The sequence below is a fragment of the Achromobacter pulmonis genome, from assembly GCF_902859765.1.
Lineage (GTDB): Bacteria > Pseudomonadota > Gammaproteobacteria > Burkholderiales > Burkholderiaceae_B > Achromobacter > Achromobacter pulmonis.
On record NZ_CADIJV010000026.1, the window covers coordinates 65,264 to 81,236 of the forward strand.

A 15,973-nucleotide genomic window follows, 5' to 3' on the forward strand; every position below is an offset into this window, starting at 1 on the left:
CGTTGTGCGAGCCTGCCGCCGCGCTGTCGATATGACATTGCCGGTACGCCCGCTTTACCTGATCTTGAGAAGCGTGGCGCATCATGTTCGATTGGTTTCGACGCAAGTGGTTCGGCTGGTCCGCGGAGCAGACGCGGATGGTGCCGAGCTTTCCCGGGCCCGACCAGGTGGAGCCGGGCGGACGGCGAGGCAGCGCCACCGGCATGGTGGTGGCGTTCTTCACCCGCGACAGCATTTACGAGACGGAAAAGAACCGCCTGCTGCGCTCGGCGCAGAGGCTGGGGCTTGCGGTCGACGCCGAGCCGATCGAATCCACCGGGTCCTGGGTGCGCAACGCGTCCATGAAGCCGTCGGTGCTGGTCGCCATGCGCAGGAAGCACATCGGGCCGCTACTGTATGTCGACGTGGACGCGGTATTCCATCGCGATCCGTGGCCGGCGCTGGCCGCGCTGGATTGCGATATCGCCGCCTATCATGAACCCGAGGGGCACTTGCTGAGCGGCACGCTGTTCATCAACCATACGCCGGCCGCCGCCGAGCTGCTGCAGGCGTGGGCGCAGGCCTGCGCGGACAATCCCGACGAATGGGATCAGGTGGTGCTGGAGCGCCTGCTTGCCAGCGATGCCGCGTCCGCCGCGCCACGCTATCGGCAGGCGCGGTTGCCGGTTGCCTATTGCTGGATCTTCGACAAGACCGACAACGCGCCGTGCGATGAGGTTTTCATCGAGCACCTGCAGGCCAGCCGGGAAGCCAAGCAGCGCAAGCGCATTTTCGGCCGGCCGGTGCGCGCGGTGCGGCGGCGCCGCGACCGGGTGCGCGCGATCGAGCGGATCCTGTTTGAATGAAAGGGCGCGGTCAGACGCCGGAATACATGACACGTCCCGCAATCGGCATCGGCGCCCGCAGGATCGAGCCCGATTCGGATTCAGTGATGTATAGCGTCTTGCGGTCCGGGCCGCCGAAGGCGACGTTGGTCGTCAATGCGCCCAAGGGCGAATTGATGCGCAGCATGGGTTCGCCACGGTGGCTGAACAACCAGACCGCGCCCAACCCCACGTGCGCCACCGCCAGGTTGCCTGCCTCGTCGATGGCCAGGCCGTCGGGGCCGCCTCCGCCGGACATCTGGATGAAGGTGCCGACCTTGGTCACCTTGCCCTCCCGGGTCAGCGGCACGCGCCAGATGGCATTGGCGCGCGTGACCGCGACATACAGGGTCGATTCGCCGGGATCCAGCACCAGGCCATTGGGGCTGGGGATATTGTCCAGCAGGCAGTCGATCTGCCCGTCGGCGCGACGCCGGAAGACCCGGCCTGTCTGGTCATGCCACCCGGTCAGGCCCTGATCGGTGAAGTACAGGTCGCCATTGGAGGCGAATACCAGGTCGTTGACCGCCTTGAGGCGTTCGAGGTGGATCCGCTCGAGCACCGGCTTGACCGAGCCGGTCTGCGGATCGAGCAACATGATGCCCCAGGCATAGTCCGCGATGAAGATGCGGCCGTCCCGATGGATCTTCAGGCCGTTGGGCTCGCCATCGTATTCGGCGATCAGCTCGAACCGGCCTTGCGGGTCGACCCGGAACACGCGGCCCCAGGGCACGTCCACGCAATATAGGCGGCCCTGGGCATCGAAGGAGGGGCCCTCCAGCAAGGAGTGCGGCGGTTGGTTGCCGGGTTGATAGCGATGCCATTCCGAGGTGCCTTCCGGTTTGCGGAAGACGTCGGGCAGGCGGGCAAAGACTTCGGCTTCAATGGCTGGCGGTGCGGCGTACATGGCTTCCCTGTGGCAACGGATGAAGGGGGCTGGGCGAGGTTTCAGGAGATCCGTTCGGTGGTGCCGACGAACTCCAGCGGGCAGTAGAAGCCGCCATGGAACTGGGCGGCGATCGGGTCCTCGGGGATGTCCCTGGCCAGGATCTCCGCGGCGAATACCTCGGAGTCGTCCTGCGGCTGGTAGCCCAGGAATTTCACATGGCTGTTGTCCCAGCGGTTGCGCAGGTTGTTCGACACGCCATAGACCACCACGAAGTGGTACGACGCGTGTTCGATGCAGCGTTGCGCCAGTTGGGCCATGTCGCGGTGGCTCAGCCAGGTCAGCAGTTGCCGGGCCTCGCTCGGGTGGTCGGGCGTGCGGAACGTGCCGATGCGCAGGCAGGCGACCGACATGCCGTACTTGTCGGCATACATTCTGCCCAGCGCCTCGCCGAAGACCTTCGACACGCCATAGAGGGAGTCGGGCCGGGGCTCCACGGTATTGTCGAGAAAGCGTTCGCGTCGATGGTAGCCGACGGCATGGTTCGAGCTGGCGAAGATGACGCGGGGCACATGCTGCCGGCGGGCGGCTTCGAACACGTTGTAGCACCCGTCGATGTTCATCGGCAGGATCTTGTCCCAGGTGTCCACGCCCGGGATGCCGGCGAGGTGGATGACGCAGTCGATGCCTTCCATGCAGCGCTCGACGGATGCCATGTCGCGCACGTCGAGCGTGCAGATTTCCTCGCCCGCCTGGGCGGGCTCCTGTTCGGCAATGTCGGCCAGGCGCAGCAAGGCATAGCGGCCGCGCAGCTGGGTGCGCAGGCATTTGCCGATGTTGCCGGCCGCGCCGGTGATCAGTACCCGCAGGTTCTCTGGTTCGGCGAAGCTGGTCATCTTCATTCCTGTGTCGGTTCCGGGAAGGTTCACGGGTTGGCCTTGGCTTTGGCCTTGGCAGCCATCACGGCGTCATAGAGCGCCTGGCCGTTCGGGGCCTGCCCGACGAGTTTTTGTACCACCGGGCGGGTCGCCAGCACCAGCGAATCGAGATCGCTCGGGTAGACCACGGTCACGCCTTTTTCCGCCATGGTCTTCATGCCTTCGTCATAGACCTTCTTGTAGTAGTCGCGGGCGTAGGCCATGGCTTCGTCGGCGGCGGCCTTGACCATTTTCTGTTCGTCAGCGGAAAGCGCGTCCCAGCGCGTCTTGGACATGACCAGCAGGGCAGGATGGATGTTGATATGCGTCATGTTGAAGTACTTGGACACCTCGATGAACTTGTCGGACACGAACTGGTCGGGTGTCGTTTCACCGCCATCGATGACCTTCTGCTGCAGGGCCAGGTACAGCTCGGAGTAGGCCATCGGGGTGGCTTGCGCGCCCAGCGTCTTGTAGCTCTCGACATAGCCGGGCGACTGGATGACGCGGATCTTCATGCCCTTCAGATCGGCCGCGGTGTTGATGGCGCGGTCGCCGAAGACGTTGCGCTCGATGGCCGAGAACCAGCCCAGGCCGACCAGGCCATACTTGGGCAGGATGTCCATGAACTTGTCACCGACCGGTCCTGCCAGGATTTCGTTGGCTTGCTGGACGTTGTCGAACAGGAAGGGCACGTCGAAGACCAGGAATTCCTTCACCACGTTGTTCAGCGCCGGCTGGCCGGTCACGAACAGGTCGGTGGCGCCGGCCACAGCGCCCTGGATCATGGTGATTTCGCCGCCCAGCTGCGAATGCGGGAACACCGTGACGGTGATCTTGCCGTTGGACTTCTCTTTCAGGATGTCGGCGAATTTCTGCGTGCCGACGTGGAACGGGCTGTCCGTGGTGAGCGTGTGGCCCACGTCCATATTCAGGGCGTGCGACGCGGTGGACAGCAGCAGCAGGCTCGCGGCACCAATGCCGAGAATGGTCTTGATCAGGCGCATGTTTTGTCTCCTGGATGATTCTGGTTTTGTTATTTCGATTCAGGCCGGGCGCGGGCGCCCGGCGTTGCGACCTACAGAAACGCCGTACTGATGGCGGGAATGTAAGAGATGATGAGGATGTCGATGATCAGGACCGCGAGGAACAAGAGCAGGTAGCGGGCCAGTTCATGCATCTTCAGTTGAGCGACTTCGCACACCACGAACAGGTTCACGCCCACCGGGGGCGTCACCATGCCCACGGCGAGGTTGGTGATGACGATCATGCCGAAGTGGAAGGGGTCGATGCCGAAGCTCACGCTGATGGGGGCAAGGATCGGAACGATGATCAGGATCGCGGCCAGTGCCTCGATGAACATGCCGACGATGAACAGCATGCCGTTCACCAGCAGCAGGAAGGCGATGGGGCTGGTGGTGACCGATCCGAGCATGGCGGCCACGCGTTGCGGCACCTGGTTGATCGTCAGCAGATAGGCGAAAACCGCGGCAAAGGCGACGATCAGCAGGATGATCGCGGACATCACGGCGGCCCGGCCGAAGATGCCCAGCAGGTTCCTGGGCGTGATTTCCTTGTAGACGAACATTCCCAGCACCAGGCCGTACAGCACCGCCACGCAAGAAGCTTCGGTCGGCGTGAACAGCCCGCCGTAGATGCCGCCCAGGATGATGACGGGCATCATCAGCGCCAGGGTTGCGTCCCGCAGGGCCGCCACAACGCCCCGGGTCCAGTTTTTCAGGCTGACCGTGCGCACCTCGTCGCAGCCCTTGATGCTGGCAATGACGCAGACCGTCAGGATCAGTGACAACGCAATCAGCAAGCCGGGAAGGATCCCCGCGATGAACAGCGCGCCGACCGAGACATTGGCCGTCAGTGCATAGACCACCATCGGAATCGAGGGCGGGATGATGGCGCCAAGTTCGCCCGACGACGCGGCGATGGAGGCCGCGAACGAGCGGGGATAGCCCTTTTTTTCCATTTCCGGGATCAGCACGGAGCCGATCGCGGCGGTGGTGGCCGACGACGACCCGGATACCGTGGCGAACAACAGGGACGTCAGCACCGCAACGGCGCCCAGGCCGCCCCGGATCCAGCCGACGAAGGCGTTGGCCAGCTGCACCAGCCGGCGCGCGACGCCGCCGGACTGCATCAGATGGCCCGCGAGGATGAAGAACGGCACCGCCATCAGGCTGAACGAATCCAGCGACTGGAACGCCATCTGCGCCACGATCAACAGCGACTTGTCGCCCGACTGCAAGGCCATGGCCGCCGACAGCCCCAAGGCCGTCATGATGGGCGCACCGATCAGCATGATCGCGAAAAAGGAGACGCCTAGTACCAGGATCATAATGCCCCCTCGACACTGCTCTTGATTTCCATCGCCTCTTCCATTTCCGCCGACTCGCGCAGCGGCGACGGCGCGTCCAGCAGTTCCCTCGCGGCATTCGTAAGCGTGTTGGCGCACATGAGCAGGCAGCCGATCGCCATCAACGCATAGACATACGCCATGGGCATTTCCATTGCGGGAGACCATTGCTTCAGCCCGAGTTCGATCAGCCGGACGGACTTCCAGACCAGCAGCATGGCCAGCGCCAGGGTCAGCAGGTGGGACACCAGCCGCAGCCAGCGGGCCAGCCGCCTGGGAACCAGGCTGACGAAGATGTCGACGCCGATGAGCCGCAGGTGGTAGGCGGCGGCCGCGCCGCCGATGAAGACGCTGCCGACCATCAGATAGCGCGCAAGCTCTTCGGCCCATGGTGTCGTCAGCGGGATGCCGGTGTAGGTGTAGAGCAGCCGCGCGAAAACGGATACCGAAATGGCAATGAGCATGCCCAGCAGGAACAGGCCGGCGCACTTTTCCGCCAGGTTGTTGATGGCGAGCATGGTGCGTTGCAGTGCCAGGAATTTCTCGTGGGAGGCGCAGCGTTCGCTCATAAGGCCTCCCCGGTCTGGTGGTGTGGTGTCATCAAGTCTCCCCTTGGTGGTGGTCGGTATTGCCAACGGTTGTTTTTTTAGGTTGGCGCTTCGGTCTTGCGCGCAGCGTCAGCGATGGTTCTCCTCATCGGCAAGGATGCGGGCGGCCTTGCGCAGCGCGGTTTCGTAGCGCTGCTGCTCGATGGCGACCTGCTCGGGCGTCCATTGGTAGAACCCGCGCAGGCTGGCCGATTTGACGCCGATGTCACCGTCGTCCACCAGCTTGCGCATGTAGGCGCTGGGCGCCTGGTCGGTGCGCAGGTACGGGTACATCGTGGTGGCGGCGGCGCAATGGATGTCGATGCCTGCCAGGTCCTTTTGCAGCAACGGGCCGGCGGCGATGTAGCGGAATCCAAAGCCGTAGCGAACCGCGGCGTCGACGTCCTCGGCCGAGGCGAAATCTTCTTCGACCAGGGCGATGGCTTCGCGCATCAAGGCATGCTGGATCCGGTTGGCGAGAAAGCCGGGAATATCGCGCTTGACGCGGATGGGCTTCTTGCCGACGCCGCGCATGATGTCGCTGACCTGCCGGGCGATTCCGGGGTCGGAAACGGCGCTGCTTACCACTTCGACCGCCGGCACCAGATGCGCGGGCATGAAGAAGTGCAGCCCCAGCATCCGGCGCTGCGTGGAGAGGTCCGCGCCGATCCGGCTGATGGGGAAACTGGAGGAGTTGCTGGTCAGCGGCGTCGGGGCCGGACACAGGGCTTCGAGTTCGGCGAAGACGGCCTGCTTGAGCGCCAGATCCTCGAACACGCATTCAATGACGATGTCGACGCCGTTCCAGTCGATATCGGCCAGCGTGCCGTGCACGACAAGCGACTCTGCGTCGCCTTCGGCGCCTAGCGCCTGTCGGGCCGCCCGCACTTTCGCGGGTACGGCACGGCGGGCCGCCGTTGCCGATTCGGCCACATGGACACGCCACCCCGCCACGTCGAACATGGCGGCGATCGCGCATCCCATGGTGCCACCGCCCACCACAACCACCTTGCTGATGTTGGACATCTCTTTCCCCGTATTAAGGCTTGGTCAAGTGCTGGGGCACAATTTACCGAGGTGCTTGTGATTGGTAAAATTCAAATAAACGAATAGAGTTTTCAAAAAAACAAATAACTCGCCGGCCACTGAATTCAATGGGGAGATTTCGTTAATGCTCGGCGATCTCAAGCAGTTGCGTGCATTTCTTGCCATTGCGCGCCTTGGCAATTTCACGCGCGCCGCATACGAACTGAACATTTCCCAGTCGGCACTGACGATCCAGATCCAGCAGCTCGAGACACACTTGCGGACGCAGTTGTTTGATCGCAACCGCAGAAGCGTCAATCTCACGCCTCAGGGCCAGGAGCTTTTCTCCCGCATCGAACGCCTGGTCGTGGAAATCGAAGACCTGGTCACTTACGCCCGGGATGCGAACGATCCGGATCGCGGCACGGTGACCGTCGCGGCCTTGCCGTCGGTAGCCGCTGGCCTGTTGCCTCGCGCGATTCATCGGCTGAACCGTGAATACCCGCGTATCACCGTGCGCATACGCGACACCGTCGCGGCCCGCCTGACCTACCTGATCCGCAATGGCGAGGTGGATTTCGGCGTGGGCAGCCCGGTCAAGCGCGACCAGGAACTGGTGTGGGAAAAGTTGATGACCGACCGCTTCTGCGCCTTCGTCGCGCCCGACTATCCGTGGACCACGCGCGACAGCGTGACGCTCAGGGAACTGGCCGGGCCGCCGCTGATTCTGCCGGTCAGGGAAAGCAGCATCCGCATGCATATCGAAGCCGCGGCCGACAAGCACCGGATCTCGCTGCCGGCGGCCTACGAGGCCGTCTACAACTCGACCATCATGGCGATGGCGGCCCAGGGGCTGGGGGTAGCCGTGCTTTCCGAACTGGTGGTGCGCAGCGGCGATGCCAACCGCCTGCGCCGCATTTCGATCGAGGACCCGCCGCTGTACCGGTTCATCGGTATCCTGCGGCGGGCGGGCCGTTCGTTGTCGCGGCCGGCGGAGTTACTGATTGATGCCTTGCGGACGGTTGCCGGCGGGGATTGAGCCGCTGTGGCCGGCGTGGGGAGCGTTCGCTGCCGGCTTCCTGAATCCCTGGCGGGCCCAGGGCTTTTGCATGGCCGCGTGCCGCCATGTTCTACGCTAACCCTCTGTCCCCGGAGATTGTCATGTCCAAGATCACCATCGATTTCGTTTCCGACGTTGCCTGTCCCTGGTGCGCGGTTGGCCTGGGCGGCCTGCTGGCCGCCATTGACCGCGTGCGCGATGAGGCCGAGGTCGAGCTGCATTTCCAGCCGTTCGAACTGAACCCCGATATGCCCGGCGGCGGACAGAACACCATCGAACGGTTGATGGCGAAGTATGGTTACAGCCGCGAGCAGGTGCAGGCCAACCGCAAAGTGATCAGCGAGCGGGCGGCGGCCGTCGGCATGCGCATGCGCATGGCGGACGACAACCGGTCGTTCAATACCTTTGACGCGCATCGCCTGCTGCATTGGGCCGGCCTGGAAGGCCAGGGCAGCCAGACGGCGCTGAAAAAGCGCCTGCTGGAGACCTATCATTACGACAACCAGGACACCAGCGATGTCGAGGTGCTGGTGCAGGCGGCGGCCGATGCCGGCCTGGACGCGGCCGAGGCGCGCGCGGTGCTGGCGTCGGGCCGCTATGCCGAAGCGGTGCGCAAGGAAGAGGCCGTGTGGCGCGACCGGGGCATCACTTCGGTGCCGTCGGTGATCCTTAACGGCAAGTACCTGGTCTCGGGCGGTCAACCGCCCGACGTGTTCGAGCAGGCGCTGCGCCAGGTGGCGCGCGAGGGCTGAGACGCCCGCGCCGCGTGGCGGCCGGAAGACATATTTTTCGGTATAGGCTATGCAGATTTGCCATACACTGCGCAACCATGAGCCGACCGCTGAATTTCCGTCAGATCGAAGCCTTCCATGCGGTAATGCTGGCCGGCACCACTACCGGCGCGGCGCAGATGCTGCGCACCACGCAACCGTCGATCAGCCGCCTGCTGGCGCAGGCGCAGCAGGCCAGCGGCCTGAAACTGTTCGATATGGAGCGCGGCCGCCTGCGGCCGACCCGCGAAGCCAAGGACCTGTTCGACACGGTCAAGCGGCACTTCGTCGGCCTGGAACGCATCGAGGATCGCGTCGCCGCCATGCGCCGCAGCGGCAGCGGCGTATTGCGGCTGGCCTGCACGCCGGCGCTGGGCCTGGGCATGCTGCCGGGCGCGGTCGAGGAATTCGCGCAACGTTATCCCGACGTGCACATCAACATGCAGACGGTGGGCAGCCAATATCTGCGCGAGGGCCTGCTGCACGGCACCTATGACGTCGTGGTGACGACGGTGCCGCTGGACGGCGCGCACCTGGCGCTGCAGAGCCTGCACGAGAGCGCGGCGGTCTGCGTGATGCGGCCGGATCATCCGCTTGCCACCCTGCCGGCCATCGGTATTTCCGACCTGAACGAGCGCCGCCTGCTGGTGTTGAACGCCGACGACGATGTCTATCTGCAGTTGCGCGGCGCGATGCTGGCGCATCATGTGCAGCCGGCGTCCGAGATCGAGACCACCTATTCCTCGACGATCTGCGCGCTGGCCGCGGCGGGCACGGGCCTGGGGATCGTCAATCCTTACATTGCCGAGGTCTTCGCGCAGCAACTGGCGATCCGGCCGTTCTCTCCCAGGCTGCCGGTGCGGGTCTGCATGGCCTATCCGGCGCAGACGGCGCCGTCGGTTGTGACCGAGGCCTTTGTGGAAATCCTGACGCGGCGTTTCCAGGGCATGGCGAACCTTGTCTGAGCCGGCGCCGCGCCCGCGCGGAACGCGGGCCCGTGCCGTGTTACTAATCCCTCATTGTGCAGATTGCTCCAGGAGTTCTACCCGCCATGTCCGCCGTCTTTGTCCGAGTCCGTAAGCGCCATGCCGCCGCGCACCCCGCGGGAGCGGCGCGATGACGCCACGCGCCGGGCAGACGCTGGGACTGGAGATGGAAATGGCGGTGGCGCGGCGCGACAGCGGCGCCAGCCACCTGGTGGGAGGCTATTTCGAGTCGCTCGCCGCCATCAAGGCCGCGCGCGGGGAAGCCCCCCAAGTGGCGCGCATTGGCGAGCGCGCCGTCAGTGTGTCGGTCGCGGCCGGCGAGAGCGGGCTGGACAATGGTTTCAACCTGCTGGAAACCGCGTTCGCGCCGGTGTCCGAGACGCAGGGCGGCCTGGCGGAACTGGCGCGGCGCGCCAGCCGCGAATTGCGCGATGCCTGCGATGCGCTGGCCGGCGAGGACGCGCTATTGCTGAACGCCTCGGAACACCCGGATTGCACCCTGGATCCGCGCTGGTATGCGGCGGCGCACGTGCCGCGTCCGATCTACCGCGAGCTGGTTGGCCACAGGGAATGGCTGCATCGCGTCGGCATCGACGCCAAGGCCCAGAACAGTCCCTGCACATCGGTGGCGGTCGGGCAGGCCGCGCGGGCGTTGAACGTGGTGCTGGCACTGGCCCCCGCCAGCATTGCGCTGTTTGCCAACAGCCCGCTGGAGAACGGCCGCGTCACCGGGTTGAAGGAAAACCGACTGACGGTATGGGACCGCATGTTCCGCCATTCGCGCTATGCCGGCGATCACTATCTGCAGCGCTTGCCTGAACGTCCGTTCGTGGACCTGGGCGACTATTTCCGCTGGATGTTCGCGCCGGGCACGGCCAGCCGCTGCCTGCCGCTGGCGGCGGACGAAGGCTACAAGTCCGCCACCGGCGTATACCTGAGCGGGGCGCCGTCGCTGGCGGCATTCCTGGCCTCCGATGGCTGGCGCGGGCGGCGTTCGGATACCGGCGAATGGGTGACGGTCGCGCCGCAGGGCGGGCATTTCGAGTATTCGCAGTTCGCGCATTTTCTCGATGCGCGCTGGCGCTACCGGCTGGCGGCGCCGCTGCCGCTGGAGGCGCTGCGCGAGGCCTGGCGTCAGCCGGGCGGCATCGAGGACCTGTATGAACGCCTGGGCGCCAGCGGCTATATCGAGGGTCGCGCGCCGGGGGCGGGGTTCGCCGACGCGCAGCTGTTGGACGAGGCCGGCGCGCAGGTGGCGGCCACGCGAGTGATGGCGCCGTCCGCCCTGCAGTTGGGGCTGATGCGCAACCTGTCGCAGGCCGAGGATCTGCTGCGGTCATGGGGGTGGCTGCGGTTGCGCGCCATGCGCGCCGATGCGATCCGCGATGCGCTGCACGATGCCGCCGTGCTCGACCTGGCCACCGAGGTGCTGGCGGTGGCCGAGGCCGGGCTGGCGCCGCATGAGCGCCATTGGCTGGCCTATGCGAACTATGCCGTGGAGGCGCGCAGCACCGGCGCGGACCGCCTGCTGCGCTTGTGGCGCGAACACGCGGGCGCTTCCGACCGGCTGGCGCGGGTGTGCCGCGCCAGGGCCGTGCTGCCGCTCTGAGCGTCAGGCGGGCGCGCTCAGACGCGCAGCATCGGATTCGGTCCGGGCGCCTGATCCGCATCCAGCAGGGCCAGCAGTTGCTGTTGCGGACCATCCAGCGCCGCGCCGCTGCGCAGCGCCTGCTTTTCGTCGTCGGTCAGCAGACCGGCCAGCTCCTCCAGGTTGTCGCATTCCATGGCGTAGGCCTGCTGGGTCCGGGCATCGATCTGTTCCAGCGACTTCCAGGCCGACAGCATATGGGCCTGGTGCTGGGTCTCGTCGCTGATGCTCGAGGTCAGCGTGCCGATGCTGCCATGGAACACGGGCAGCGCATTGGGCCCGGCGTCGCGGATCTTGATCCGGTCCGCCACGCCGGTGGCGGCCTGATCGGGATGGCTGGTGATCAGATTGACGAAGAATGACTTGATCTTGCCCAGCACGCCGGGCTCGGGCCGCTGCGGCGGACCGCCGTGCATGATTTGGTAGGCCTTGCCGTTCTGGTCGAAGGTCAGCAGCAGGGTGCGGGCCTGCGTCTGCGCCAGCGCCTCGCCGGTCAGCGCGGTCGGCACGCCCTGGGCATTGGCCGGGTGGGTGAAGACTTCGGAGGGCATGTTGCTGCCGATGCCGCCGTCGGCGTAGACCTTCCTGCCTTGATCGGGACTTTCCATCGCTACCGCCTTGAAGGCGACTGGAAAGGCCATGGAAATGCGCGCGGCATATGCCACCGGCATGTCTGGCGTGGTCTCGGCGCTGAAGTACTCTTCGCGTTGGTCGGTCTTGTTCCAGCCGGTAAGGGTGAGCTGCTTGAATTTCTCCGGCGCCAGCTGGTTCAGCAGCTTGAGGTCGCCGAACGTGATCATGTTGTCTTTGTGGGCCTGGTCCAGGTCGGGCAACTGCTGCAGGGTGGTCAGGCGCTCGAGCTGCCGCCCGTCCAGCTGCCCGCGGTCGGCCAGCGCCACCAGCTTGTCCTGGAAGGCCTCGGTATTCCAGTGCGCCGACAGATAGCTTTGCACGCTATGCATGGTGGCCTGGTCCACCGCTTTGAGCGAGTTGACGGCCGGCGCCAGGCCGCCCTCCAGCTGCAGATCCGGGTAGACGCGCGCCAGGTCGCCGCCGCCGCGCAGCGCATCCAGCACGCCCGGCCGGAACAGCGTTTCGGCCGGGCCTTTTTCGAATTGGGCCGCGCTCAGGCCGGCGGCCAGGCAGGTTGCGGTAAGCGCGCCCGCCGACGAGCCGGCCAGGTGCTTGACGCCGGCCAGCATGCCGGCCTTTTCCATCTGGTCCGGTCCCGCGCTGTAACCGATGCCCTTGGCGCCGCCGCCGCGCAGCACCATGTTCTCAAGCTGCGGCGCGGGGCGGATGACGACGAACTTGTTGCCGCGCGGAATGATCTGCGGCCGCGTGTCCACCGGAGCCAGGTTGGAAAGCAGTTCGGAGCGGGCCGCGTCGACCTTGAGGCGATCCAGCGCCATCGCCGCCTGCTTGCCGGCGGACTTCATGGCGCTGGCGAAGTCCTTGCCGCCGACCGAGCCGTCTTCCTTGCGCGGCAAGGCGTCGAAGGTGCGCTGGACGATGGCGTCGAACCGGGTCTGCACGTCGCTGGCGAAATGCTCGATGCCCTTGGGGCCCATCATGTTGGCGAGGGCGCTGGTCTCCTGCTCGAAATACTGCTGGAACGATTGCCGGGCCGCGTCCAGGTGCGCGCCGTCGCGGTCGGGCGTGACGAACAGCCCCTTGAGCTGGCCCAGCAATGAAGTGGGGGGCTGCGCGGGCGGCTGCCAGACGGTGGCGGCGGCACTGTTCTGGATGGCGCTGGAGATATTGTTCATGCCAGGGCTCCCGGAAGCGGGGCGCCGCTGGCGGCGGCGGGGGCGCCATACGAGATCTGCGCGCCTTCGAGCGCCAGGCCACGCACCAGCGCGCGGGTGTCGAGCGCTTGCGTGACCTGGTACTGCAACCAGCGTGGCCAGGTTTCCTCATCGAGCCGTTCGAGCCCGATGCGACCGGTGGCGGTGATGAATTGGCGGCTGTCCAGGCCGACCGCGTAGGCATGGCCGCGCAACGCGTTCTGGTTGATCAGCAAGGCGCTTTTGATGACGGCGCGGCGCAGCGAGCCTTGCAGGGCGGCGGCATCGTGCAGGAAGAAGTCCGTCACCAGCAGCCGGTTGGAGGGATGCAGCGTGACGCGGCCGGGCAGGTCGTCAAACAGCAGGTCGAACTGGCGCGCGCCGGCCGGCAGCGTTTCCAGCCCGCAGGCCCGGGCCAGGCGGGCCAGGTCGCGCTCGGCCTGGCGGGCGTCGCCCTGCGGGCCGCGCGGCAAAGGCGGGATGGACGGCGCGGTCTGCGGCGCATCGTGGTGCAGGCTGTCCAGCGTTCGCAGCAGGTGCTCGGCGATGTCGTGCAGCGCCTGCGCATCGCAGGGCGCAAACAGCGGCAGGCTGAGGCTGGGTCCCAATTCCGGAGAGATGCCGCCGATCAGGCCGGCGGCCAGGCGCGTATCGAAGCTGCGGCGCAACAGCGCCTCGCCCTGCGGGTCGTCGAAGCCGGGGGCATCGCCGAAGGCATGGCGCCAGGCGCTGAGCACGACGCTGCCGTCCTGCGCATTGCGCGTCATGCCGATCTGGTGGTGTTCGTCCAGCGGCACCGCCCATTGCGCCGGCGATTGCGTGTCGCCCGCGTGGAAATGCGCGTCCGTGTACTGCGCGGCGGCCTGCGCGATGTCGAAGAGGGAGTTGAGCGCCATGATGAACTCGCGAAGTGGGAATCACGCCTTGAGTAACAGCAGGCCGCCCGCGGGTTCCCTGCCGACGCTTGGGATTCGCGCATTACGGATGCGATAATGCCGACTCTTCAATTTCGCGCCCGGATGTCGCGCCTGATAGCGGCCAGCGGCGCCATACCGCTACCGTGTCAGATTCCCACTTCGCCCAGGTGCTATCCGAGCTTGGCCAGGCGCTCGGCATCCCCGCCCTGGCGCCCGCCGAGGGCGGGCTGTGCCAACTGGCGTTCGATGGCCGTCATCTGGTGCAGCTGATGGGGCATGGCGCGCGCGGCCAGATCCTGCTGTCGTGTGCGGTGGGCGGGGGCAGGATGGACGGCGCCCAGGCCTTGCTGGCGGCGCAGGGCAATTTCCTGCAGGCCGCAGGCGGCGTGGTGGCCTGCGCCGCGCCCGACGGCCGCATGCATCTGCAACTGGGCATCGCGCGCGAACAATGCGGGGCGCAAGCGCTGCTGGCCGCCATCGAGGCGCTGCTCGATCAGGTCGAGGCCTGGGAAAAACGCATCGCGCGCGCGGCGCCCCAGGACGACGCGCCGCGGCGCAATCCCGCCTTCATGATGCAGTCGGTCTAGGGCGCCGGCGCGCGCGCCGCGCCGCTGCCCGGTTCAGCTGGCCTTCTGGATGACGCCCTTGAGCGAATCCGCGATCTGCTTGGTGATGGTGCTCTGGATCTCGATCAGCATGGTCCACTGCTGCACCTGCTGCTGCATCTTCAGCATGTCGGCCTGCGATACGCTGCCGTCGGCGTTGGTGCGCATGTTCGACAAGGTCGTCTGCAGATTGCTTTCTTGCGAGCGGATGCTGTCGTAGATGGTGTTGTTGACACTGTTGAAATTCAGGCCGGACGAGCCGGTCAGTCCGTTCAGGGCCATGTTGTGTCTCCTAGCGGGTCAGGGGAAAAGGGGAGGCGCCGGGCTCGGCGGCCGGCGCAAGTTCGGCCAGCACGTCGCGCGCGGCGGCGGCGGCCTGCGCCACCGCCTGGCATTGCTGGAACGCGACGGGCACCAGGCCCGAGTCCAGTTGCCGGCAGGCGCGTTGTTCCAGGGCGGCGAGCCGTTGCGCCAGCGTGGCGCGCAGCGCCGCGCCGTCGGGGCCGGCGAGGCGTTGTTCCAGTTCGGTGAGGGCGGTGGCAGCGTTCATGCGGGCGGGAGCGGTTAGGGAGTCAGCGCGTCACGATGGCGGTGCGCGGGCCTTCGAAGATGATGCGGGTGTTTTCCACGGCGACCAGGCGGTACTTGCGGTAGACGCCGCCGACCAGCAGCTTACTGCCGTCTTCCAAAACGACAAAGGGTTGCGGTCCGCCGACGACGCTGCGGATCACGAAGGGCACGCTGTCGGCGGTCGGCGCGGCGCTGGCGGCGGCCAGCCGCGCCACGCCCAGGTGGCGCTGGTTGAAGTCGTCCAGCACCTCGCGCAGGCGCGCCTGCTGGTCGTCATCGAGCGCGCCGGCCGCGATTTCCAGATGGTCCGGCTTCCAGGCCAGGGTGATGCCGGACAGGCCGGCGTCCACCAACTGGCTCGACAGCGTATCGCTGAGCTGCTGCGTCAAGGCAATGTCGTTGCCCAGCACCGTCATGCCGGGCAACTGCGCCCGCAGCGCGTCCAGCGCCGAGGCGCGTTCGCGCGCGCTGCTGGCGATGCCGGCCACCACCAGCCGGCCGTCGCCTTCGTAGCGCGGTTCGTAGCGCACATTGAAGGCGCGCAGCGCGCCGCGGGCCGTGCGCACGACTTCGTCTTCATTGCTGATGCGCATCGCCGGCATCGGCCAGACCTGCGACAGCGCTGCCGCCACGGCATCCTGCTCGGCCGCATTGCGGACCCAGCCCGACACCGTCACTGTGCCATTGCGCGACATCGAAACGTGCAGCCGCGAGGCCAGGCCCATGCGTTCGAAGATGGCGGAAATCTGCCCCACGGACTTCTCGGCGGCGGCCAGGCGCGGGTCGACCTGCGGCGCGCGGCTGGCGGTCGATGGCGGCATCAGGGCCAGGAAGATGGCCACGATGATGGTCAGTGCCACCGCGCCCAGGCCCAGCAGCATCGGCCACGAGTCGCGCTTGCGGCGCACCGGGGCCGGGGGAGGCGGACGGCGTTCCTGCGGGCGCGCCGCGCCGGCGGCCGGCGCGGCAGTCTCGGGCGGCGG

Annotated in this window: 17 protein-coding genes; 6 read left to right on the forward strand and 11 right to left on the reverse strand. The window is 66.4% G+C overall.

The genetic code is table 11. The annotated features are described in order from the left end of the window. The first annotated feature begins 83 nt into the window (after nucleotides 1–83). Complete coding sequence (locus HV701_RS19910; protein WP_236755133.1) at nucleotides 84–845, forward strand: putative nucleotide-diphospho-sugar transferase; 762 nt, start codon at nucleotides 84–86, stop codon at nucleotides 843–845. Between the two features lie 10 nt (nucleotides 846–855). Here the strand turns inward: HV701_RS19910 and HV701_RS19915 are convergent, their stop codons facing one another. The 6 genes from HV701_RS19915 to HV701_RS19940 all read right to left on the reverse strand — a co-directional run bounded on the left by HV701_RS19915 (nucleotide 856) and on the right by HV701_RS19940 (nucleotide 6,647). Beyond that, nucleotides 856–1,770: an SMP-30/gluconolactonase/LRE family protein gene (locus tag HV701_RS19915; protein WP_175134743.1), complete on the reverse strand. Its 915-nt coding sequence runs from the start codon at nucleotides 1,768–1,770 to the stop codon at nucleotides 856–858. A 41-nt stretch (nucleotides 1,771–1,811) separates the two neighbouring features. After that, nucleotides 1,812–2,645, reverse strand: a complete 834-nt coding sequence (locus HV701_RS19920; protein ID WP_175134744.1) for an NAD-dependent epimerase/dehydratase family protein — start codon at nucleotides 2,643–2,645, stop codon at nucleotides 1,812–1,814. A 29-nt stretch (nucleotides 2,646–2,674) separates the two neighbouring features. Further along, the gene (locus HV701_RS19925; protein ID WP_175134745.1) at nucleotides 2,675–3,673 is read right to left on the reverse strand and encodes a TRAP transporter substrate-binding protein; all 999 of its coding nucleotides are present in this window, start codon (nucleotides 3,671–3,673) and stop codon (nucleotides 2,675–2,677) included. A 71-nt stretch (nucleotides 3,674–3,744) separates the two neighbouring features. Continuing rightward, a complete protein-coding gene (locus HV701_RS19930; RefSeq protein WP_175134746.1) occupies nucleotides 3,745–5,016 on the reverse strand; it encodes a TRAP transporter large permease in 1,272 nt (423 codons plus the stop codon). Further along, nucleotides 5,013–5,603 (reverse strand): TRAP transporter small permease, encoded by a 591-nt coding sequence (locus HV701_RS19935; protein WP_175134747.1) that lies wholly within the window; start codon nucleotides 5,601–5,603, stop codon nucleotides 5,013–5,015. The genes HV701_RS19930 and HV701_RS19935 overlap by 4 nt, the downstream gene beginning before the upstream one ends. A 108-nt stretch (nucleotides 5,604–5,711) precedes the next feature. Then, a complete protein-coding gene (locus HV701_RS19940; protein ID WP_175134748.1) occupies nucleotides 5,712–6,647 on the reverse strand; it encodes a 3-hydroxyacyl-CoA dehydrogenase family protein in 936 nt (311 codons plus the stop codon). Between the two features lie 145 nt (nucleotides 6,648–6,792). On the opposite strand from HV701_RS19940, the gene HV701_RS19945 reads away from it, so the two are divergent. From HV701_RS19945 to HV701_RS19960, 4 genes are all read left to right on the forward strand, one after another. Next, nucleotides 6,793–7,686: a LysR family transcriptional regulator gene (locus tag HV701_RS19945; RefSeq protein WP_175134749.1), complete on the forward strand. Its 894-nt coding sequence runs from the start codon at nucleotides 6,793–6,795 to the stop codon at nucleotides 7,684–7,686. A gap of 122 nt (nucleotides 7,687–7,808) precedes the next feature. After that, nucleotides 7,809–8,459: a DsbA family oxidoreductase gene (locus HV701_RS19950; protein ID WP_175134750.1), complete on the forward strand. Its 651-nt coding sequence runs from the start codon at nucleotides 7,809–7,811 to the stop codon at nucleotides 8,457–8,459. A 77-nt stretch (nucleotides 8,460–8,536) separates the two neighbouring features. Then, the gene (locus HV701_RS19955) at nucleotides 8,537–9,442 is read left to right on the forward strand and encodes a LysR substrate-binding domain-containing protein (protein WP_175134751.1); all 906 of its coding nucleotides are present in this window, start codon (nucleotides 8,537–8,539) and stop codon (nucleotides 9,440–9,442) included. A 151-nt stretch (nucleotides 9,443–9,593) separates the two neighbouring features. Next, nucleotides 9,594–11,072, forward strand: a complete 1,479-nt coding sequence (locus HV701_RS19960; protein ID WP_175134752.1) for a glutamate-cysteine ligase family protein — start codon at nucleotides 9,594–9,596, stop codon at nucleotides 11,070–11,072. Nucleotides 11,073–11,089: 17 nt separating this feature from the next. Here the strand turns inward: HV701_RS19960 and HV701_RS19965 are convergent, their stop codons facing one another. Together HV701_RS19965 and HV701_RS19970 are read right to left on the reverse strand one after the other, a co-directional pair. Then, complete coding sequence (locus HV701_RS19965) at nucleotides 11,090–12,880, reverse strand: patatin-like phospholipase family protein (protein WP_175134753.1); 1,791 nt, start codon at nucleotides 12,878–12,880, stop codon at nucleotides 11,090–11,092. After that, the gene (locus tag HV701_RS19970) at nucleotides 12,877–13,794 is read right to left on the reverse strand and encodes a hypothetical protein (RefSeq protein WP_175134754.1); all 918 of its coding nucleotides are present in this window, start codon (nucleotides 13,792–13,794) and stop codon (nucleotides 12,877–12,879) included. The genes HV701_RS19965 and HV701_RS19970 overlap by 4 nt, the downstream gene beginning before the upstream one ends. Before the next feature lie 164 nt (nucleotides 13,795–13,958). Here HV701_RS19970 and HV701_RS19975 point away from each other — a divergent pair, with 164 nt between their 5' ends. Further along, nucleotides 13,959–14,402, forward strand: a complete 444-nt coding sequence (locus HV701_RS19975; protein ID WP_254595218.1) for a CesT family type III secretion system chaperone — start codon at nucleotides 13,959–13,961, stop codon at nucleotides 14,400–14,402. A 33-nt stretch (nucleotides 14,403–14,435) separates the two neighbouring features. On the opposite strand, the gene HV701_RS19980 is transcribed toward HV701_RS19975, so the two are convergent. The 3 genes from HV701_RS19980 to sctD form a co-directional block, all read right to left on the reverse strand. Further along, nucleotides 14,436–14,702 carry an EscF/YscF/HrpA family type III secretion system needle major subunit gene (locus HV701_RS19980; RefSeq protein WP_025137564.1) on the reverse strand — a complete coding sequence of 89 codons (267 nt, stop codon included), beginning with the start codon at nucleotides 14,700–14,702 and terminating at the stop codon, nucleotides 14,436–14,438. Between the two features lie 10 nt (nucleotides 14,703–14,712). Beyond that, nucleotides 14,713–14,970 (reverse strand): EscE/YscE/SsaE family type III secretion system needle protein co-chaperone, encoded by a 258-nt coding sequence (locus tag HV701_RS19985; RefSeq protein WP_175134755.1) that lies wholly within the window; start codon nucleotides 14,968–14,970, stop codon nucleotides 14,713–14,715. Between the two features lie 22 nt (nucleotides 14,971–14,992). Then, nucleotides 14,993–15,973: type III secretion system inner membrane ring subunit SctD (gene sctD, locus HV701_RS19990; protein WP_254595219.1), on the reverse strand; the 981-nt coding region annotated here is incomplete at its 5' end.